Source organism: Pseudomonas sp. NY15463 (assembly GCF_048068415.1).
Lineage (GTDB): Bacteria > Pseudomonadota > Gammaproteobacteria > Pseudomonadales > Pseudomonadaceae > Aquipseudomonas > Aquipseudomonas mosselii_C.
The window spans coordinates 449,121-470,571 of sequence record NZ_JBLUQD010000005.1; the positions used below are offsets into that span (position 1 = coordinate 449,121).

12 protein-coding genes are annotated in these 21,451 nt (G+C 64.7%); 3 read left to right on the forward strand and 9 right to left on the reverse strand.

Translation table 11 applies throughout. The annotated features are described in order from the left end of the window. Positions 1–28: 28 nt before the first annotated feature. Complete coding sequence (locus tag ACNFIC_RS15340; protein WP_138220849.1) at positions 29–1,192, reverse strand: isovaleryl-CoA dehydrogenase; 1,164 nt, start codon at positions 1,190–1,192, stop codon at positions 29–31. A gap of 500 nt (positions 1,193–1,692) precedes the next feature. Next, on the reverse strand, positions 1,693–1,860 hold the full coding sequence (locus ACNFIC_RS15345) for a hypothetical protein (protein ID WP_171030989.1): 168 nt from the start codon (positions 1,858–1,860) through the stop codon (positions 1,693–1,695). A gap of 138 nt (positions 1,861–1,998) precedes the next feature. Between ACNFIC_RS15345 and ACNFIC_RS15350 the strand changes: the two genes are divergently transcribed. The 3 genes from ACNFIC_RS15350 (at position 1,999) to glgB (ending at position 9,868) form a co-directional block, all read left to right on the forward strand. Beyond that, positions 1,999–4,017, forward strand: coding sequence for an alpha-1,4-glucan--maltose-1-phosphate maltosyltransferase (locus tag ACNFIC_RS15350; protein ID WP_416781326.1), 2,019 nt, complete (start codon positions 1,999–2,001; stop codon positions 4,015–4,017). A 156-nt stretch (positions 4,018–4,173) separates the two neighbouring features. Further along, entirely contained in the window at positions 4,174–7,491 is a 3,318-nt protein-coding gene (treS, locus tag ACNFIC_RS15355) for a maltose alpha-D-glucosyltransferase (RefSeq protein WP_416781327.1), read from the forward strand. 166 nt (positions 7,492–7,657) lie between these two features. After that, positions 7,658–9,868: a 1,4-alpha-glucan branching protein GlgB gene (gene glgB, locus ACNFIC_RS15360; protein ID WP_416781328.1), complete on the forward strand. Its 2,211-nt coding sequence runs from the start codon at positions 7,658–7,660 to the stop codon at positions 9,866–9,868. A 116-nt stretch (positions 9,869–9,984) separates the two neighbouring features. Here glgB and ACNFIC_RS15365 read toward each other — a convergent pair whose 3' ends face one another. The 7 genes from ACNFIC_RS15365 to treZ form a co-directional block, all read right to left on the reverse strand. Continuing rightward, a complete protein-coding gene (locus tag ACNFIC_RS15365) occupies positions 9,985–11,061 on the reverse strand; it encodes an autotransporter domain-containing protein (RefSeq protein ID WP_416781329.1) in 1,077 nt (358 codons plus the stop codon). Positions 11,062–11,411: 350 nt separating this feature from the next. Further along, on the reverse strand, positions 11,412–12,209 hold the full coding sequence (locus tag ACNFIC_RS15370; RefSeq protein WP_138220844.1) for an endonuclease/exonuclease/phosphatase family protein: 798 nt from the start codon (positions 12,207–12,209) through the stop codon (positions 11,412–11,414). A 110-nt stretch (positions 12,210–12,319) separates the two neighbouring features. Next, a complete protein-coding gene (glgX, locus tag ACNFIC_RS15375) occupies positions 12,320–14,473 on the reverse strand; it encodes a glycogen debranching protein GlgX (RefSeq protein WP_416781330.1) in 2,154 nt (717 codons plus the stop codon). 132 nt (positions 14,474–14,605) lie between these two features. Then, positions 14,606–14,851 (reverse strand): DUF2934 domain-containing protein, encoded by a 246-nt coding sequence (locus tag ACNFIC_RS15380; RefSeq protein WP_138220842.1) that lies wholly within the window; start codon positions 14,849–14,851, stop codon positions 14,606–14,608. A 17-nt stretch (positions 14,852–14,868) separates the two neighbouring features. Then, positions 14,869–17,643 (reverse strand): malto-oligosyltrehalose synthase, encoded by a 2,775-nt coding sequence (locus ACNFIC_RS15385; protein WP_416781331.1) that lies wholly within the window; start codon positions 17,641–17,643, stop codon positions 14,869–14,871. Next, the gene (gene malQ / locus ACNFIC_RS15390) at positions 17,640–19,709 is read right to left on the reverse strand and encodes a 4-alpha-glucanotransferase (protein ID WP_416781332.1); all 2,070 of its coding nucleotides are present in this window, start codon (positions 19,707–19,709) and stop codon (positions 17,640–17,642) included. Before malQ ends, ACNFIC_RS15385 begins: the two co-directional genes overlap by 4 nt. Beyond that, the gene (treZ, locus tag ACNFIC_RS15395) at positions 19,706–21,445 is read right to left on the reverse strand and encodes a malto-oligosyltrehalose trehalohydrolase (protein WP_416781333.1); all 1,740 of its coding nucleotides are present in this window, start codon (positions 21,443–21,445) and stop codon (positions 19,706–19,708) included. Before treZ ends, malQ begins: the two co-directional genes overlap by 4 nt. Positions 21,446–21,451 lie beyond the last annotated feature (6 nt).

Genomic DNA, 21,451 nt, shown 5'->3' on the forward strand with positions numbered 1-21,451 from the left:
GCTTGCCACTTCAGGCTTGCAACTGCGCCTAGCGCGTTTCGTTGAACAGTTCGCGGCCGATCAGCATCCGGCGGATTTCGCTGGTGCCGGCGCCGATCTCGTACAGCTTGGCATCGCGCAGCAGGCGCCCGGCCGGGAATTCATTGATGTAGCCGTTGCCACCCAGGATCTGGATCGCCTCAAGGGCCATTTGCGTGGCGCGTTCGGCGGTATACAGGATCACCCCGGCTGCGTCCTTGCGGGTAGTCTCGCCACGGTCGCAGGCCTGGGCCACGGCGTACAGGTAGGCGCGGCTGGCGTTGAGCTGGGTGTACATATCGGCGATCTTGCCCTGGATCAGTTGGAACTCACCGATGCTCTGGCCGAATTGCTTGCGGTCGTGGATGTAGGGCACCACCAGGTCCATGCAGCTTTGCATGATGCCGGTCGGCCCGCCCGACAGCACCACGCGCTCGTAGTCCAGGCCGCTCATCAGTACGCGCACGCCGCCGTTGAGCTGGCCAAGGATGTTCTGCTCGGGCACCTCGACCTCATCGAAGAACAACTCGCAGGTGTTGGAGCCGCGCATGCCCAGCTTGTCGAACTTGTTGCTGCGGGTGAAACCTTTGAAATCGCGCTCGACGATGAACGCGGTGATGCCATGCGCGCCCTTGTCCAGGTCGGTCTTGGCATAGATCACGTAGGTGTTGGCGTCGGGACCGTTGGTGATCCAGGTCTTGCTGCCGTTGAGCACGTAGCGGTCACCGCGTTTTTCCGCGCGCAATTTCATCGATACCACGTCGGAGCCGGCGTTGGGTTCGCTCATGGCCAGCGCGCCGATGTGTTCGCCGCTGACGAGTTTGGGCAGGTACTTGAGCTTCTGCTCGTGATTGCCGTTGCGGTTGATCTGGTTGACGCACAGGTTGGAGTGGGCGCCATAGGACAGCGCCACCGAGGCCGAGCCGCGGCTGATTTCTTCCATTGCCACGACATGCGCCAGGTAGCCCAGGCCTGCCCCGCCGTACTGTTCTGGCACGGTGATACCCAATAGGCCCATGTCACCGAACTTGCGCCACATGTCGGCGGGGAACAGGTTGTCGTGGTCGATTTGCGCAGCGCGCGGGGCCAGTTCCGTGGCCACGAAGGTGCGCACCTGGTCACGCAGCATGTCGATGGTTTCGCCCAGGGCGAAGTTCAAGGTCGGGTAATACATGGACGGTGCACCTTATTGTTCTTGAAATTGGGTTTCACCCTAGTCGATAAACCTGCCGCCTTACCTGTGGGGCAGGTCAGAATGACCGGGTTTTGCTTTTCACCTTTACGTTAACGTAAGCTTCGCGCCGTCGCTTGTCTAGTAGCCTTTACGTAAACGTTAATGTGCTCCAGCCTGAACGCGCTTGCTTCAGTCCTATCCAGAGCAGTCGCAAGAAAGCACTTACGTGCCTCAGCCAAGCTCTTCAGGCGCAACCGCTGCCCATCCTCTGCGTTGGCCAAGCCTGCGACGCCAGCTTAGTTCGCCATGCCGAACGCGAAGTCTTGGTGGTGCGCTACAGCTGGCGCAGTACGTGGCAAAAATGGAAAGTGCGTCGAGCCAGGCTTTGTGTCGGTCGTGCAGAAGTCCTGGCCCGGCAGGTCGGGTGCGCTGATGGACACCCATGCACGCAGTCTTGCCGATGAAACGAGCGGCCAACCCTGGCAGTCCTTGCGTCTTGTCTATGCTCTACCTCTCACCGGCGGCGCCTCGCTCGGCGGATCGCCTACCGTGGGCGGTGTACTCGGCTCGATCGGCAACTCGTCCGGCTCTTCTTCGGGCACCGGCGGTGGCAGCGCCGGGTCGTCGATATTTGGATCGGGCGTTTCCGGTGGAATGGGAATACTCATGGGCCTGACCTCGCGTGGTGGATGAAGCGGCGTTGCAGGCTTGGACCTGCGCGATGCGCCATTCGCTCATTTTTTTGAACCCACGTGCGTGACACGGCTCTGAACCCTTACCGCCACAATCTCAACGGAGCGAGTGCGATGTCAGGTAACGAGCCTTTCGAAAGCGTGCCCTTGGCAGGCGATCACCCGGACCAGGCCATCAGCCTCTCCCAGGCATTGCTGGCCCCGCGTATCGTGATCGAGGACGTCAGCCCGCAGCTGGACGGTGGTGCCTTCGCTGCCAAGGCCGTGCGCGGGCAACGCGTAGCGGTGAGCGCCAAGGTCTACAGCGACGGCCACGACCGCATGGCGGTGATGCTGTACTGGCGCCAGGCCCACAGTCGGCGCTGGCACACCATACCGATGCAGTCAACGGGCAACGACCTGTGGCTGGCCGAATTCAGCCCCAACGAACTGGGCCTGCACCTGTTCAGCCTCCAGGCCTGGATCGACCCGTTCGCCACCTATGCCTACGACCTGGAGAAGAAATACGCCGCTGGCCAGGATATACAGCTGGAGCTGGAGGAAGGTCGGTTGATGCTGGGCAAAGGCGTCGAGCGCAGCGAAGGCCTGCTCAGCGAGCAGTTGCTGGAGTTGCAACAGCGCTTGCCGAGCCTGTCGGTGCACGATCAGGTGGCCCAACTGCTCAACCCCTACACCGCACGCCTGATGAGCGAAGCCGAACACCGCAGTTACCTGACCCGCAGCCGTGAGTACCCGCTGGATGTCGACCGGGAAGCGGCGCAGTTCGCCAGCTGGTACGAGTTGTTCCCGCGCTCGTGCACCGATTCGCCGGAGCGCCACGGCACCTTTGACGACGTGCACCAGCGCCTGCCGATGATCCGTGACATGGGCTTCGATGTGCTGTACTTCCCGCCCATCCACCCCATTGGCATGCAGCACCGCAAAGGCCGCAACAATGCATTGCAGGCTCAACCGGGCGACCCCGGCAGTCCCTACGCCATCGGTAGTCCCGAGGGCGGGCACGAGGCCATCCATCCGCAACTGGGCAGTCACGCGGACTTCCGCCGCCTGGTGGCCGCTGCCGCCGAGCATGGCCTGGAAATCGCCCTGGACTTTGCCATCCAGTGCTCTCAGGACCATCCCTGGCTCAAGCAACACCCCGGCTGGTTCAGCTGGCGTCCCGACGGCACGATCCGCTACGCCGAGAACCCGCCGAAGAAATATCAGGACATCGTCAATGTCGATTTCTATGCCCCCGACGCAGTGCCAAGCCTGTGGCTAGCGCTGCGCGACGTGGTGGTTGGCTGGGTGGAGGAGGGGGTCAAGACCTTCCGCGTCGACAATCCGCACACCAAGCCGCTGCCGTTCTGGCAATGGCTGATCGCCAATGTGCGTAGCCAGTACCCCGAGGTGGTGTTTCTCGCCGAGGCCTTCACCCGGCCAGCGATGATGGCGCGCCTGGGCAAGGTCGGCTATGCGCAGAGCTACACCTACTTCACCTGGCGCAACACCAAGCAGGAGCTGCGCGAGTACTTCGAAACGCTCAACCAGCCGCCCTGGAGCCTGTGCTACCGGCCCAACTTCTTCGTCAACACCCCCGACATCAACCCGTATTTTCTGCACACCTGTGGCCGTGCCGGGTTTCTCATCCGCGCCGCCCTGGCGAGCATGGGTTCGGGGCTGTGGGGGATGTATTCGGGTTTCGAGTTGTGCGAGAGCGAAGCGCTGCCAGGCAAGGAGGAGTACCTGGATTCGGAGAAGTACGAAATTCGCCCACGCGACTACACCGCGCCCGGCAACATCGTTGCCGAGATCGCCCAGCTCAACCGCATCCGCCGCGACAACCGCGCCTTGCAAACGCACTTGGGGGTGGTGTTCCTGAACTGTTGGAACGACCAGATCGTGTATTTCGCCAAGCGCACCCCCGAGCGCGACAACTTCATCCTGGTAGCCATCAGCCTCGATCCGTTCAATGCCCAGGAGGCCAGCTTCGAGCTGCCGTTGTGGGAACTGGGGTTGGACGACAATGCCGATACCCAAGGCGAAGACCTGATGAATGGCCATCGCTGGACCTGGCATGGCAAGACCCAATGGATGCGCATCGAACCCTGGCACCAACCGTTCGGGATCTGGCGCATCAGCAAGCACCACTGACTGATGCAGGAGCGGCCTTGCGTCGCGAATGGGCAGCGAAGCAGCCCCAGCAATGTGTCATGTCGCTGAGATCCCGGGGCCGCTGCGCGCCCCTTTCGCGACACAAGGCCGCTCCTACTGGGAGCGTACCGAACCGGAAAATCAAAGGAGTCGTACATGGCCAAGCGTTCCCGCCCGGCAGCCTTCATCGACGATCCGCTGTGGTACAAGGATGCGGTGATCTACCAGCTGCATATCAAGTCGTTCTTCGACTCGAACAACGACGGTATCGGCGACTTCGCAGGCTTGATCAGCAAGCTCGACTACATTGCCCAACTGGGCGTCAACACCCTCTGGCTGTTGCCGTTCTACCCATCGCCGCGCCGCGACGATGGTTATGACATCGCCGAGTACAAGGCCGTGCACCCCGACTACGGCAGCATGGCTGATGCCCGGCGCTTCATCGCCGAGGCGCACAAGCGTGGCCTGCGTGTGATCACCGAGCTGGTCATCAACCACACCTCCGACCAGCATCCCTGGTTCCAACGGGCGCGTCACGCCAAGCGCGGTAGCAAGGCACGGGACTTCTACGTGTGGTCCGATGACGACCAGAAGTACGATGGCACGCGGATCATTTTCCTCGACACCGAAAAGTCCAACTGGACCTGGGACCCGGTGGCCGGGCAGTACTTCTGGCACCGGTTCTACTCTCACCAGCCAGACTTGAACTTCGACAACCCACAAGTGATGAAAGCGGTGATCGGGGTCATGCGTTTCTGGCTCGACCTTGGCGTCGATGGGCTGCGCCTGGACGCCATTCCCTACCTGATCGAGCGTGATGGCACCAATAACGAGAACCTGCCCGAGACCCATGCGGTGCTCAAGGCGATCCGTGCCGAGATCGACGCCAACTACCCGGACCGCATGCTGCTGGCCGAAGCCAACCAGTGGCCAGAGGATACCCGGCCGTACTTCGGCGAAGGCGATGGCGACGAGTGCCACATGGCCTTCCACTTCCCGTTGATGCCGCGCATGTACATGGCCCTGGCCATGGAAGATCGCTTCCCAATCACCGACATCCTGCGCCAGACCCCGGAAATTCCCGCCAACTGCCAATGGGCGATCTTCCTGCGCAACCACGATGAGTTGACCCTGGAGATGGTCACCGACCGCGAGCGCGACTACCTGTGGAACTACTACGCCGAGGATCGCCGTGCGCGCATCAACCTCGGCATTCGTCGACGCCTGGCACCGCTGCTACAGCGGGATCGGCGACGCATCGAGCTGCTCACCAGCCTGCTGCTGTCGATGCCCGGCACGCCGACGTTGTACTACGGCGACGAACTGGGCATGGGCGACAACATCTACCTGGGTGACCGCGATGGGGTGCGTACCCCCATGCAGTGGTCGCCCGACCGCAATGGTGGTTTCTCCAGGGCCGATCCGCAGCGCCTGGTGCTGCCGCCGATCATGGATCCGCTGTACGGCTTCCAGACTGTCAACGTCGAGGCCCAGGCCCACGACCCGCATTCGCTGCTCAACTGGAACCGTCGCCTGTTGGCGGTGCGCAATCAGCAGAAGGCCTTCGGGCGTGGCACGCTGAAAATGCTCACCCCCAGCAATCGCCGCATTCTGGCCTACCTGCGCGAATACACCGGCGACGATGGGCATACCGAGATCGTGCTGTGCGTGGCTAATGTCTCGCGCGCCGCGCAGGCAGCAGAGCTGGATCTTACGCACTATGTCGACCGGGTGCCGGTGGAGATGCTGGGCGGCAGCGCGTTCCCGCCCATCGGGCAACTGCCGTTCCTGCTCACCCTGGCGCCCTACGGTTTCTACTGGTTCGTGCTGGCCAGCCGCGAACGCATGCCCAGCTGGCATGTCCAGCCTGCCGAGAGCCTGCCGGAGCTGACCACGTTGGTCCTGCGCAAGCGCATGGAAGAGCTGCTGGAAGCGCCGTCGCGCGATGTGCTGCAAGGCACCGTGTTGCCTCAGTACCTGCCAAAGCGGCGCTGGTTCGCGGGTAAGCAGGGGCCTATCGAGCAGGTCCGGCTGCGCTACGGCGTACGCATGGGCACCGCCACGTTTCCGGTTTTGCTGGCCGAAATCGAGGTGCGCAGCGATGGCCAGAGCAGTGCCTATCAACTGCCGTTCGGTTTATTGCCCGAGGAGCAGATCAATGCGGCGCTGCCTCAGCAACTGGCGCTGTCACGGGTACGCCGTGGCCGCCAAGTGGGGCTGATCACCGACGCTTTCGTGCTCGAATCGTTCGTGCGCAGTGTGCTGCGTGGCTGCCAGGATGGCGTGCGCCTACCGTGCGGCGAGCACCTGGGCGAGTTGCAGTTCCACAGTACCGAGGCCTTGGCGGCGCTGGGCTTGAACGAGCAGAGCGAGGTCCGCTACCTGGGGGCCGAGCAATCCAACAGCTCAGTGGTGGTGGGCGACAGGCTTGTCCTGAAGCTGATCCGCCGGGTCAACCCAGGCGTGCACCCTGAGCTTGAAATGAGCGCCTACCTCAGCGCGGCGGGCTTTGCTAACATCTCGCCGCTGCTGGCCTGGGTCAGCCGCGTCGATGCGCACGATCAGGCGCACCTATTGATGATTGCCCAAGGCTACTTGAGCAACCAGGGCGATGCCTGGGACTGGACCCAGAACACCTTGGAGCGGGCTGTGCGCGACGAGAGGGACGCCGACAGTGGCGAGCCCCAGGCCCACGCCGATGCCCTCGCCGAACTGGCAGGGTTCGCCGCCTTGCTCGGTCAGCGCCTGGGCGAGATGCACCTGCTGTTGGCGGCGCCGAGTCAAGACCCGGCATTCGAGCCGCGTGTCAGCGCGCAGGCCGACAGCCAACGCTGGGGCGGGCAGATTGGCGCTGAACTTGAGCATGCCCTGGACCTGCTGGTTCAGCACCGTGACACCCTCGATCCTGACAGCCAGGCCATGCTGGACGACCTCCAGCAACAGCGTGCTGGCCTGCGCGAGCAGGTCGCCAATCTGGCCGAGAAGGCGCGCGGCGGCCTGTTGATGCGAGTGCATGGCGACCTGCACCTGGGCCAGGTGCTGGTGGTGCAGGGTGATGCCTACCTGATCGATTTCGAAGGCGAACCGGCTCGGCCGCTTGAAGAACGTCGGGCCAAGCACAGCCCGTACAAGGATGTCAGCGGCGTACTGCGTTCGTTCGACTATGCTGCTGCGATGATCCTGCGTAGCGCCTCTACGGCGGACCTTTGCGAGGCTGAGCAGCAGGCGCGTAAGCGCGTCGCCCGGCAGTACCTGCACCAGTCGCGCCATGCGTTCGTCGAGGCCTATGGCCTGGCCAGTGCCGCGATGCCGCATGCCTGGCAGCACGCGGAGGGCGAGCGTGCCGCGCTGGAGCTGTTCTGCCTGGAAAAAGCCGCCTACGAAATCGCCTACGAAGCTGAAAACCGGCCCAGCTGGCTGGCCGTCCCTTTGCATGGACTGCATGGGTTGATCAGTACCTGGGGGGAAGCGTGAGCCTCTCGACAGACGATTGGCGTTGGCTGTGCGCGCGGCAGGCAATGCGTTGCATCACACTGGCTGTGCCGGTGTTCGCGGTGGGCTGGCGCTACGCCCAGCTCGCTCCCACAACGCTGCCTGAGGGCAGCGAAGCCGTTCATATATTCATGGAAGGGGCAGTAAGATGAATGCAACCACGCGTGACACTGGCGGCCTTCGGCAACGGGACCTGGATGCCCTGGCCCGCGCCGAGCACGCCGACCCGTTTGCCGTACTTGGGCCGCACCCTGATGGTGCAGGCGGCCTGTGGATTCGGTCATTCCTGCCCAACGCCCTGCATGTACGGATCTTGGCCCGTGACGACGGGCGCGTCCTGGCCGACATGCGTCAAGCGAGTGTCCCAGGTATGTTCACCGCGCACCTGGAATACGACCAGCCGTACCTGCTGCACATCGGCTGGGCCAGTGGCGAGCAGGTCACCGAGGACCCTTACAGCTTCGGTCCGCAATTGGGCGAGATGGACATGTACCTGTTCGCCGAGGGCAATCACCGCGATCTCTCCAGCCGCTTCGGCGCTCAGCCCATGCAGGTCGAGGGTGTCGACGGAGTGTGCTTCTCGGTCTGGGCGCCGAACGCACGGCGTGTCTCGGTGGTGGGCGACTTCAACAATTGGGACGGTCGCCGCCACCCCATGCGCCTGCGCCACGGTGCCGGGGTGTGGGAGCTGTTCATCCCCAGGCTCGGCGTCGGCGAAACCTACAAGTACGAAGTGCTCGGCCAGGCCGGCGTGCTGCCGCTCAAGGCCGATCCATTGGCGCGGGCCACCGAGCTGCCCCCCAGCACGGCCTCGAAGGTCGCTGGCGCCCTGGCCCACGAGTGGGGCGATCGGCAGTGGATGGCTGAGCGCGCACAACGTCATGCCTACAGCGCACCGCTGTCGATCTACGAGCTGCACGCCGGCTCCTGGCGCTGCGAGGTGGACGATGCCGGCGAGGTCGCGCGTTTCTACAACTGGCGTGAGCTGGCCGAGCGCCTGGTGCCGTACGTGCAGCAACTGGGCTTCACCCATATCGAGCTGATGCCGATCATGGAGCACCCCTTTGGCGGCTCCTGGGGCTACCAGCCACTGTCGATGTTCGCGCCCACCTCGCGCTATGGCAGCGCCGAGGACTTCGCCTACTTCATCGATGCCTGCCACCAAGGCGGCATCGGCGTGATCCTGGACTGGGTCCCGGCGCATTTCCCCACCGACGAACACGGCCTGGCGCGTTTCGATGGCACCGCCCTCTACGAGTATGAGAACCCCCTGGAAGGCTTCCACCAGGATTGGAACACGCTCATCTACAACCTGGGGCGCAACGAGGTGCGCGGCTTCATGCTGGCGTCGGCGCTGCACTGGCTCAAGCATTTCCACATCGATGGACTGCGCGTCGATGCCGTAGCGTCGATGCTCTACCGGGACTATTCGCGCAAGGCCGGCGAGTGGGTGCCGAACCGCCACGGCGGGCGTGAAAACCTCGAAGCCATCGACTTCATCCGCCACCTCAACGGTGTGGCAGCGGTCGAGGCCCCCGGCGCGTTGATCATCGCCGAGGAGTCCACGGCCTGGCCCGGCGTCAGCCAGCCGACCCAGCAAGGTGGCCTGGGCTTTGCCTACAAGTGGAACATGGGTTGGATGCACGACACCCTGCACTACATCCAGAATGATCCGGTCCACCGTGGCTACCACCACAAGGAGATGAGTTTCGGGCTGATGTACGCGTATTCCGAGCACTTCATCCTGCCCATTTCTCACGATGAGGTGGTGCATGGCAAGCACTCGCTGATCGACAAGATGCCCGGCGATCGCTGGCAGAAGTTCGCCAATCTGCGCGCCTACCTCACGTTCATGTGGGCCCACCCCGGCAAGAAGCTGCTGTTCATGGGCTGCGAGTTCGGCCAGTGGCGCGAGTGGAGCCATGATCACCAACTGGACTGGTACCTGTTGCAGTATTCCGAGCACCAGGGCGTGCGGCAGTTGGTGTCCGATCTGAACCGGTTGTACCGCGACCTGCCGGCCCTGCACGAGCAGGATTGCCAGCCCCAAGGTTTCCAGTGGCTCATCGGCGATGACACGCACAACAGCGTGTACGCCTGGCTGCGCTGGAGCCGTCAGGGCGAGCCGGTGTTGGTGGTAGCCAACTTCACCCCGGTGCCGCGCACCGGCTATCGCATTGGTGTGCCGTTCGGCGAGCAGTGGCAAGAGCTGCTCAACAGTGACGCCGAGCAGTATGCCGGGTCCAACGTGGGCAACCTGGGCGCGGTGGCCAGCGATCCTATCGCCAGCCACGGACAGCCGGTGTCGCTGTCGTTGAACCTGCCGCCGCTTGGGGTATTGCTGATGAAACCAGCCTGATGCCGCCGCGCGCAAGCAGTCGGCCTAGCAGCGAGAGGCCGGCGTGAAGGCGTTTGGCCGGCGCCCTTAGGCGCCGAGCCATGCTCCGTTGGGCAGCATCCCAGGCAAGGTTGACGCTACCAACGCATCCTCACGCCCAGGCTGCCGATCAGCCCATTGAGGTCATTGTCATCCACGTCGCTGCTGTAGTCGGCACTCACGAACAGCGCCACGTTCGACGTCACCCGCGCCACCAGCCCCAGCCCGAGTTCCACGGTGGCCGAGCTGCGCGAGCTGGATATCTTGTCCACCTGATCGAGCTTGACCGTTTCGTAGTTGCTGAAGTCGTACCACAGGCTGGTGCGCACGTAGGGTTCGATCGGCATGCCGCGGACTTCGTAGCGCGTCGACAGCTTGGCGCCGACCCGGCCACTCCAGCTTGGCGCGTTGTCGAAGACGTGCAAGGTTTGCCGCTCGGTCTGGCTGCCAGGGAAGAACTGCTGGTTGATCAACTGCGCCTGAGGCTCGATCACCCAGTTGCCACCCAGCCCAATCGGAAAGCCGCCTTCGACTGAAAACGTCATGGCATGGCCACTGTCGTCGAGCCGCTGGCCGCTGTCGGAACGCCCGCTGATGTCGATGCGCGTGCCCATCGCCACGGCGTCCACGTGCCAGCCCTGGACATGGGCCATGCTCCAGTACAGTCCAAGGCTCTCGCCACTGAGGTTCACCGCGCTACGCGGCGGGTTGCCGAGCAGCGGGCGCAGGCGAGTGAATTGGCTTTGCAGGTTGCTGTGGCCGACGAAGATCCCCGCGCGGTGCACATTGCCTGCGGCGCTCTCCCGTACGAATAGGTCTGGGGCGATCATCAGTTGCGGGTCAAACGCCCCGTGTTGCGCAGGCTCCTGAGCGTCAGGGCGCGCCGCGCCCGGAGCGTACTGTGCCCATTGCTGGGCCACCAGGTCGGCTACGCCGAGGCCGTGGCGTTCGCTCATCTGCTCGCTGAACGCTGCCAGTGCGTCCTGACTGAGGCCGTTGGCATTCGATGGCGCTCGCCACAGCGACGTTAGGCGAGGGCTGACCAACACCTGCGTGAATGGGTCGTCCTCTCGCGGTTCGAAGGCGAAGACGTCCAATGGGCTGGCGAGCAGCAGTGACGTTGAAACCGCGCAGAACAGGGTATCGAAACGCGTGGGAGTGACGGCGGCTTTCATGGTGGATCTCCTGTCTTGTCGGCGCAACCCGACCTTGCTACAGCCTGGGGCCTGGCCTGATGTCACGGGCTGACGACAAAACAGAGGGCGACACACACCAGTGCGCCAGCCGCCGAGCGCAGGCACGAGGGTGAGCGCGAGGGGCTTGGCACGCATGTTTACGTCTGTTGGTTCTGTTCAGCTAAGGAGACGTCGGGGCTTGCGTCAAGAAGATGTGAAAACCCTGCGAAAAACGTATTGGAGTCGCTATATCACTGATATCAATGAGTTTATTTTCTGATATAGCGGTATTGGCGATTTGCCCGTAGAGCGCTATGCCGAATCGTTGCATCGCATACGCCGAGCTGGGTTCACAACAGCTGCACTTCCACCGTCAATGGCAGGTGATCCGACAGGTGCGTCCAGGGCTTGTGGCCGAGAATGCGTGGTGCATGGCTGTTGGCATTGCGCAGATAGATGCGGTCCAGGCGCAGCAGCGGCAAACGGGCCGGATAGGTGCGCGCCAGGCGCCCTTGATGGCGTTCGAACGCTTCATGCAGGTCGCGTTGCAGACCCAGGGTGCGGTTGCCATGCAGCTGCCAGTCGTTGAAATCGCCTGCGATGATCACAGGGTCTTCGGCGGGCAGGGCATCGAGCAGTGTGCGCAGCAGTTGCAGCTGTTTTTGCCGGTGGCTTTCCAGCAGCGACAGGTGCACGCAGATGGCATGCACATTGCGCTGACCGGGCAGCTCCAGTACGCAGTGCAACAGCCCCCGGCGTTCGGGGCCGGTGATCGATACGTCGAGGTTGCGGTGCTCGATGATCGGGTATTTGGACAACAGGGCATTGCCGTGATGGCCGTCGGGGTACACCGCGTTGCGGCCGTAGGCGAAGTCGCTCCACATGCTGTCGGCGAGGAACTCGTACTGCGACGTCTGCGGCCAGCCGGGATAACGCGCCGCATGGCGATCGTGGCTGCCAAGCACTTCCTGGAGGAACACCAGGTCAGCTTGGGTGGTACGCACCGCCTCGCGCAGTTCCGGCAGGATGAAGCGCCGGTTGAAGGCGGTGAAGCCTTTGTGGGTATTAACCGTCAGAACCTTGACCCGGCGCACGGCAGGGGCTTGGTTGACGCGGTTGAAACTTGAATGCCCAGCTTCGGGGTTCACGGGGGCTCCTGGCGTGGTTCACGCGATCCTGGTGGGCGCGGGTAACCCCGCTTCCACAGGCGCGCGGGTGATCCTGGGTAATGCTTAGGACCGGCCCGCGCCAGCCAGGTTCAGTCTTCTTCGCGCTGCAAGGCCAGCAACAGCAACGAGCGTCCCTGCACCTCGAACACCGTGTCGAACGGCAAATGCTGGGCTTTGCGCAGCTGTGGCCGGTCGGTGTCGGCCAGGCAGTTCCAGTGGGTTCCTTCCGGCACCGTCGGCAGCGTGAACGGCACCTTGTCATGGTGAGCATTGACGATCAGCAACAAGGTCGATTCTGCGCCGGGGCGGGCGATGCCGCTTTCCTGGGCGCGGCCATCCATGAGCATGCCCAGGCAACGGCCATGGGGATCTTCCCATTGCTCAACGCTCATCTCGCGGCCATCCGGGGCCAGCCAGGTGACGTCCTTGACGCCGATCGCCTCGTTGTAGTCGCCCACCAGAAAGCGCGAACGGCGCAGGATCGGGTAGGACAGGCGCAGCTGGATCAGGCGCTTGACGAACGCCAGCAGCTGCTTGCCATCCTCGTCCAGGTCCCAGTTCACCCAACCGATCTCGCTGTCCTGGCAGTAGGCGTTGTTGTTGCCGTGCTGGGTGCGGCTGAATTCATCGCCGGCCACCATCATCGGCGTGCCTTGGGAGAACAGCAGGGTGGCGAAGAAATTGCGCATCTGGCGCATGCGCAGGGCGTTGATCTCAGGATCGTCCGTGGGGCCCTCGGCGCCGCAGTTCCACGACAGGTTGTTGTTGGTGCCGTCCTGGTTGTTCTCGTCGTTGTCTTCGTTGTGCTTGTCGTTGTACGAAACCAGGTCGCGCAGGGTGAAACCGTCGTGTGCAGTGACGAAGTTGACCGAGGCGTAGGGGCGTCGGCCGCGATTGTTGAACAGGTCGCCCGAGGCGGTGATGCGTGCGGCAAAATCGGCGAGCATGCCTTCGTCGCCTTTCCAGAAGCTGCGCACGGTGTCGCGGAAGCGGTCGTTCCACTCCGCCCAGCCGGGGGCGAAGTTGCCCACCTGGTAGCCGCCAGGGCCACAGTCCCAGGGTTCGGCGATCAGCTTGACCTGGCTGAGCATGGGGTCTTGCCGGCAGGCCACGAGAAACCCATGACGTTCGCTGTAGCCGTCGTGGTAACGACCCAGAATGGTCGCCAGGTCGAAGCGGAACCCGTCCACGTGCATCTCGCCTGCCCAGTAACGCAGCGAGTCGGTGACCAGTTGCAGCACGCAAGGGTGGCTCAGGTCGAGGGTGTTGCCGGTGCCGGAATCGTTGATGTAGTAACGTTTGTCATCTGGCATCAGGCGGTAGTAGGAGGCGTTGTCGATACCGCGCATCGACAGCGTCGGGCCGCGCTCGTTACCCTCGGCGGTGTGGTTGTAGACCACGTCCAGGATGACCTCCAGACCCGCGTCGTGCAGGTGCGCGACCATCTCCTTGAACTCGGCGATCTTGCCGCTGGCCAAGTAGCGCGGGTGCGGGGCGAAGAAGGCGATGCTGTTGTAGCCCCAATAGTTGTTCAGGCCTTTGTCCAGCAGGTGCTGATCGTTGACGAACGCATGGATCGGCAACAGCTCGATGCTCGACACCCCAAGCGCCTTGATATGCCCCAGCAGTTCATCGTTGGCCAGCCCTGCGAACGTGCCGCGCAGGTGCTCGGGCACCGCAGGGTGGCGCATGCTGATGCCACGGGTGTGGGCCTCGTAGAGGATAGTGCGCTCCCATGGGACCGAGACCCGCTGATCGCGGCCCCAGGTGAAGGCGGGGTCGATGACCTTGCACTTGGGCACGAATGGCGCACTGTCGCGCTCGTCGAACGACAGGTCGTCGTCCGGGTGGCCGATGGTGTAGCCGAACAGCGCCTCGGACCATTTCAGGCTGCCGACCAGTTGTTTGGCATACGGGTCGATCAACAGCTTGTTAGGGTTGAAACGATGGCCGTTACGCGGCTCGTACGGACCGTGCACGCGGTAACCATAGACCAGGCCAGGGTGGGCGTCGGGCAGGTAGCCGTGGTAGATCTCATCGGTGTACTCGGGCAGCTCGATACGTTCGAGTTCATGCTCGCCGGTGGAGTCGAACACGCACAGCTCAACCTTGGTGGCATTGGCCGAGAACAGGGCAAAGTTGACCCCCAGGCCGTCCCAGGTGGCGCCAAGCGGGAACGGCAGCCCTTCACGGATGCGCGATGGGGCGACGGATCGGGTTTTTTTTGGGGTGCGCGGGCTCATGGCAGTCCTCGTGTCGCCGTGGTTGAAGCGGAAGCTGGATGTGTGCTGCAACGGCCGCTTCGCGGGTCGATGCACGCCGCCAGCGCTAGCGCTGGTCGAACGCGGGCGACCCGCGAAAGGGCTTGGCCAGGATCAGCCAGCGGCTGGCTTTTTCACGGCCCTGGGCTTTTTCAGTGCTGCGGGTTTTTCGGCAGGTGCTGCGGCCTTGGGTTTGGCGGCGGCCTTCTTGCGCGGTGGCGCCTTGGGCGCGAGCGCTTCGGCCTCGGCCAGCTTGCGGGCTTTGTCCCAGTGCTCGGCCTCACGCCCCTCGGGTTTACCCTCCGATTCCCAAATCTGATACGCGAACTCACGGATACGCTTTTCATCGACACTCATCACGACGCTCCTGAATGCAGTTAGGCATGATCGATCAACACATTGACCGGAAACTCCGCCAGCACGTTGCGGATTTTCAGCTCCCTTGAAGGGCTGACCGCAACGCCACCGAAAAGTCCCAGGCAGTTGGCAGGTGACAAGGCAAACGGCAATACCAGCCGCGTATCGTCCCAGTTCTGCGCTGGGATCAGCGGGGTGCTGGCCGAGCCCAGGAGGGCGCTGGCCAGCCGCGGTACAACGATGATGGCGCGTACGCCTTCGCTCACTCGGGCAAAGGCCAGCACCTGATTGGCGTAGCGCCCCAGCACCGGCAACGGCACGTAGTCGCCCTGCTGGAACAGCGCCGGGTGAGCCTGACGCGCATCGAGCACCCGTGCGATCAGCGCCTGCTTGATACGCCCATCGCGCCAGTTGGCGAGCAACTCGGCCAGTGGCGCGCGGTCATCCAGGCTGGACCGCCTTGCAGCGTAGTCCACCGGCTGGCGGTTATCCGGGTCGACCAGGCTCAGGTCCCAGTACTCGTTGCCCTGGTACAGGTCGGGCACCCCAGGGGTGGTCAGGCGTAGCAGGCATTGGACCAGGCCATTGAGCGCACCGGGGCAGTCGAGCAACCGTGCAGACTGGTGCAGCGACTGACGTAACTGCTGGTTCTGCGCACCCAGCAGCAGGTTGTCGAGGTAATCGGCGCAGGCCTGTTCATAGGCCTCGTTCGGGGCTGCCCAGCTGCTGCGCAGCTTGGCTTCGCGCAGGGCCTTCTGTTGCCATTGGCCGATGCGTGCTGCGTACCGGCGCAGGGCGTCGGGATCATGCAGGTCGAGGTCCAGTGGCCAACTGCCGAGTAAGGTCTGGTAGAGCAGCAGCTCGTCGCCAGGGCTTGGTGCCGGGCCGTCGTCCAGCGTCTGGCGCAGCGGTGCTGCCAGCTCGCGCCAGTGCTCCACCCGGCTGGCCAGCCAGGGCGCGCGTTCACTCAGAGCGGCCAGGCGCGCGCGGCAGTCCTCGCCGCGCTTGTGGTCATGGGTCGCGGTGGCGAGCAGGTTGTCGGGGAAGTCGCGCAGGCGGCGTTGGGCTTGAGTGTGGAATTCGGCGGGTTCGGCGCTGAAACGCTCAGCTTCAAAGCCGACGTCGTTGCGTGACAGCAGCCGGGCCGAGCGATAGAACGCGGTGTCCTCCACCGCCTTGGCGGCGCTGGGTGCGGTCAGTTGCTGGAAGCGCACGCAGGCGTGGCGCAAGTGCTTGCGTGGCTTGCCCGGTGGCAGTTGACGCCAGGGCTGCCCGCCGAGCCAGCGTTGCAGGTGTTCGAGCATCGGCCAGTCGGCCTCGCCCAGGGTCTGCCGGGCGCCTTCCAGGGCTTGTTGGAAGAACCCTTCGTCTTCGGCCGGGCGCCCGCAGGCATTGAAATAGGTGCGGTATACCGGGTAATGCTGGACCAACGCTTGCAGCGCCCGGCGGATGGCGCCCAGGGTCAGGTCGCGGGTCATCAGGTCGTCGCGTGCGACCTGCAGCAGCGCTTGGGCCACTGATTCGCAGTCGCCGGCCAGGCTGGCATTGAGCACCAGGTGGCGAGCGATGCGCACCTCTTCGGCGAAGTCCGGGCGTTCGCTGAGGCTGCTCCACAGTTCGCTCAGTGGCGCCTCACCGGCTGGATCATGCTGGAGCAGCGACACCTGGTTCATGAACTCGTAGCCGGTGGTGCCGTCGGTGAGCCAGTCGCGGTGCAGGTGCTCGCCGGCCCCCAGGATCTTCTCGACGTAGATCGGGAAATGCGCCACCGCAGCATGCAGTGGTCGCCTTGCCAACAGGCCGTTGACCCGGCGGCGCAGGTTGCGGCAGTAGCGGCGCGGGTCGGCCAGGCCATCGATGTGGTCGATGCGCAGGCCGTCCACCAAGCCGCGCTCGATCAGTTCGAACAGCTTGGCGTGGGTCGCCTCGAACACGGCCGCGCGCTCCACGCGCAGGCCGCCTAGCTCGTTGATGTCGAAAAAACGCCGCCAGTTGATGTCGTCGGCGGCGGTGCGCCAGCTGGCCAGGCGATAGCTCTGGCGTTCGAGCAACTGGTGCAGGCGCTGGAAACCGGCCTGCGTGCGACTGTCGAAGGCCGCCAGGGCCGTGTCCAGCGGTGCCCCTGCGCAGGCCAGGCGGGCCAGTTCGCGGTGCAGCGGGGCGGCCTCGGCCAGCGGCTCGGTGGCATCGCTCAGGGCCGCGAAGCGTTGGGCCAGGGCGTGCAGGCGCGGGTCGATGACCTGTTCGAGGATGCGCGGGTAGTCCAGCGGGCAAATGGGGAAGCGATGCGCGTGATGCGCCACCTCGAACACGCCGGTTTGAGCATCGAAGGTCAGCGGGATCTGCCCATCCTGCAAGGCCAAGCCATAGTCATTGCCCAGAAACGGCAGCAGCAATTGCCCGGCCAGCAGCGGGTCGCTGGAGTGCCACTGGATATCGAAGAACTCGGCATACGGGCTGCGCCGACCCCAGGCCAGCAGGCTTTGCCACCAGGGGTTGTCGGCGCCGCCCACGGCCATATGGTTGGACACCGTGTCGAGGATCAAGCCCATGCCGTGCTGGCGCAAGGCCGTCACCAGGCGTTCGAGCGCAGCTTCACCGCCCAGTTCGGGGTTGACGCGGGTCGGATCGACTACATCGTACCCATGCCGGGAGCCGGCGCGGGCGGTGAGGATCGGCGAGGCATACACATGGCTGAGTCCCAGACGGGCGAAGTAAGGCACCAGGGGTACGGCATCGTCGAGGCTGAAATCGCTGTGCAGTTGCAGGCGCACGGTGGCGCTCAAGGGCTTCATCGGTCACGCTCCCAGGCTTGTTCGCGGGCCTGGGCCAGCAGTTCCAGGCGCCGTGCGGCGTCGGGGTCATCGAGCAACGTATCCACCGCGGCGCTGAAGCGCCGCTGCCAATTGGGATGGCCACTGGTGGTGCCCGGCAGGTTAGGTTGCTCCTGGCAGCCCAGCAGGTCCTCCAGCGGTATCAGCACCAGCGGTGCGCGGGTGTGGCCGACGTAGCGGATCGCGGCATCGATCAGCGCTGGGTCATCGCGCTGTGGGCCATAGTTGTGTTCCAGGGTGCGGCGCAGGCCCTCGCGCTCGCGTTGGCGCTGCTGGCGCCAGTGCAGCTCGCTGGGCGCATCGAGCAGGTGCAGGCGCTGGCTCCAGTCGATGTCGCGGCCTGACAGCCAGCCGGCCAATGGCGCCAGGTCGTGGGTGCCGGTGGTGGCCAGTGCGTTGTCAGGCCAGTCGAGGATCGCTGTGAACTGCCCGGGTGCGTTTTGCTCGAAAGGCAGCACACGCATGCCCAATACCGCCTTGTCGGCCAGCCGCTCGCGCAGGCCTTCAGGCACGGTGCCGAGGTCTTCACCGAGGATGATCGCCTCGTGGCGTGCCGACTCCAGTGCCAGCAAGCGCAGCAGGTCGTCCAGCGGGTAATCCACATAGGCACCTTCGCGGGGGGCCGCGCCGCGCGGGATCAGCCACAGCCGGCGCAGGCCCATGACGTGGTCGATACGCAGGCCCCCGGCGTGGGCCAGGTTGGCCCGCAGCATCTCGATGAACGCGCGGTAGCCATTACGCTTGAGGCCGTCGGGGGAAAATGCGCAGATGCCCCAGTCTTGCCCTGCGCGGTTGAGGATGTCCGGCGGTGCGCCCACCTTGAGGTCGGCCAACAGTTCGTCCTGACGGCTCCAGGCTTGGCTGCCGGCACCGTCGGCACCGACCGCCAAGTCGGCGATCAGCCCGACCGCCATGCCGTTGCCACGCGCAGCGGTCTGGGCACGTTGCAGGCTGCGTTCGGTGAGCCACTGGCAGAAGGCATGGAACTCGACCCGTGCCGGGTATGCGTTAGCGAAGGCGTGCACCTCAGGGTGCTCGGGATCCTGCCAGGCGGCTGGCCAGTTGCGCCAGTCGGCGCCCAGGCCGTTCTCGACCGCGTGCGCTTGCAGCACCTCGAAACGGCAATGGTGTTCCAGGCCTTCCCCCGCGCTGGCGCGGAAGCTGTCGAAGTCCTCGCGCAGTGGGTGGCTGGCGTGGATGAAGTCCTGGTAGAGAGCCTCGAGCAGTTGCTGGTGCGCATGGGCTGCACGCGGCCAGTCCACCAAAGGCTGCTGGCGCAAGTCGTCGAAGATCGGCTCCAGGGCGCAGGCCTCGATTGCCAGGCGCACGGCCCGTTCGCCGAGAATCGCGGCTGGGCTGGCATACAGGCTGTTGAGCAGCAGGCGACTGGAGGGCGAGTAGGGGCTGTAGTGCGCTTGATCGAAGCTCGACAGGGCATGGATCGGGCTGATCGCCAGGGCATCGGCACCGCGTTCGGCGGCGCTGCGTGCCAATTGTTCCAGGGCCTGACAATCGCCATAACCGCCATCGCCCGCACGGCGCAGGCTATACAGCTGAACCGCCAGCCCCCAGCAGCGTGGCGGTGGTTCGCTGACCCGGTCTTGCAGGGCATGGCAACGCGAGGGGGCCACGGCCAGGGTGAAGGGGCGTCCGTCTATGGCTAATTGGTGATAGCCGATCGGTAGCTCGCCCGGCAGGCATGCCTGAGCGTCGAGTTGCAGGCTGCGTTGGCTGCCGTCTTCCAGGTTGCAGCGCACCTGGGCGGCGGCGCTGAACCAGCGTTGCAGCGCCAGCGCCTGGCCAACTTCGACGGTCAGCAGCGGCGGCAGGTGGTCGCTGTCCTCGGCTTGCTCCACCGCGCGTAAGCTGGCCGCGATGGCGGCGTTGTCGTGGGCAGGGTGGCCGAGGCCTGCGAGCACCTGGCGCAGCACCTCGTCGCAGACCTGCTGCGGGCGGTTGTTCGCGTCGATCCAATCGCGTGCCACGCCAACCCGGGCGGCGAGGCGGTGCAAGGGGTGTTCGCTCATGGCGTCTCCTGTGCGGGGGGCAGCAGGCTGACCACGCAACTGTGCGCGGCCAGCGTCGAGTCGGGGTGGGCGTTGTTGCTGCTGTCGTACAGGCGGTGTTCCAAGGCCGGCAGTTGCACCGGCTGGGGGTGCGCGGCAAGGTTCAGGTCGATGCGCAGTCGCTGACCGTTGCCCAGTTCCCAGCGGGCGCTGAGCGCCTGGCTACCGAGCACGTCAGCGCCCAGGGCACGGGTGCCGGGCAGGTGTGGGATGACATGGCGGTGGCGCAGCTCGAGCAGTTGCTGGTAGAGGCCGTGCCAACCGGCCAGCACCGCCTGGTGGTTGGGGCGCGAGTGTTCGAAGGTGCTCACGGCATTCGGGTCGGGGATGCGCTGGCGTTGTTCGGGGTCGGCAAAAGCCTGGAAATGTTCAAACTCGCTGCGCCGACCTTCGCGCACCGCATCGGCTAGCTCATCATGGAAGTCGGTGAAGAACAGGAACGGTGTGCGGCAGCCTTCGTCGTCGCCCATGAACAGCAGCGGGATCATGGGCGCCAGCAGCAACAGCGCGGTGGCGGCGCGCAATGCCTGCGGCGGGCACAGGCAGCTCAGGCGCTCGCCCAGAGCGCGGTTGCCGACCTGGTCGTGGTTCTGCAAGAACAGCACGAAGGCGCTTGGCGGCAGGTGCGCGCTGGGCTCGCCACGCGGCACGCCATGCCGGTTAGCCTGGCCTTGGAACACGAACCCCTCGGCTAGGCAGCGTGCCAGTTGCTCGATCGGCTGGGCCTTGTAGTCGGCGTAGTAGCCCTCGGTTTCGCCGGTCAGCAGCACGTGCAGGGCATTGTGGCCATCGTCGTTCCACTGGGCATCGAAGCCTTGTTCGAGCAGCCCGGCCTGGTTGTGTTCGTTCTCCAGCACCAGCCAGATCTGGCGCCCTGGCTCCACGGCGGCACGCACCCGACCTGCCAGCTCGTGCAGAAAGTCCGGTTGGTCGATGGCATGCACCGCATCCAGGCGCAGGCCGTCGCAGCGGTAGTCGCAAAGCCACATCAGTGCGTTCTGGATGAAATACTCGCGCACTTCGGTGCGGCGAAAATCGATGGCCGCGCCCCACGGGGTCTGGCGGTCCTCGCGAAAGAACGGGCTGGCGTACTGGTGCAGGTAGTTGCCGTCGGGCCCGAAGTGGTTGTAGACCACATCCACCAGCACCATCAGGCGCTGGGCGTGGGCCTGGTCGATCAGCGCGCACAGCTGCTGCGGGGTGCCGTAGCTGTGCTGCGCGGCGAACGGCAGCACCCCGTCGTAGCCCCAGTTGCGTGCCCCCGGAAACTGCCCCAACGGCATCAGCTCGATGGCGCTGATGCCCAGTTGCGCGAGGCGCGGCAGCACCTGCGCGACCCCGTCGTAGCCACCGAGCAGGCCCACGTGCAGTTCCTGGATCACCGCCTCGTGCCAGGGCCGGCCCTGCCAGTCATGGCGCCAGGGGTAGGCGCCCAGGTCGACCAGCTCGCTGGGGCCGTGCACGCCTTCGGGCTGATAGCGCGAAGCCGGGTCGGCCACGTGCAGCTGTCCATCGACGACGAAGCGGTAGCGCTCGCCTGCCTGGGCGGCGACGACAGCGCTGAACCAACCGGCATCGGCCGACAGCTCGACCGGTGCGCGCTGTTCGACTAGCACGCTCACTCGCTGCGCATCCGGGGCCCATAGGGCGAACTGCGCCCTCCCGGCGTCCAATAGGTGTGCGCCATGCTTGTGCATTATCGC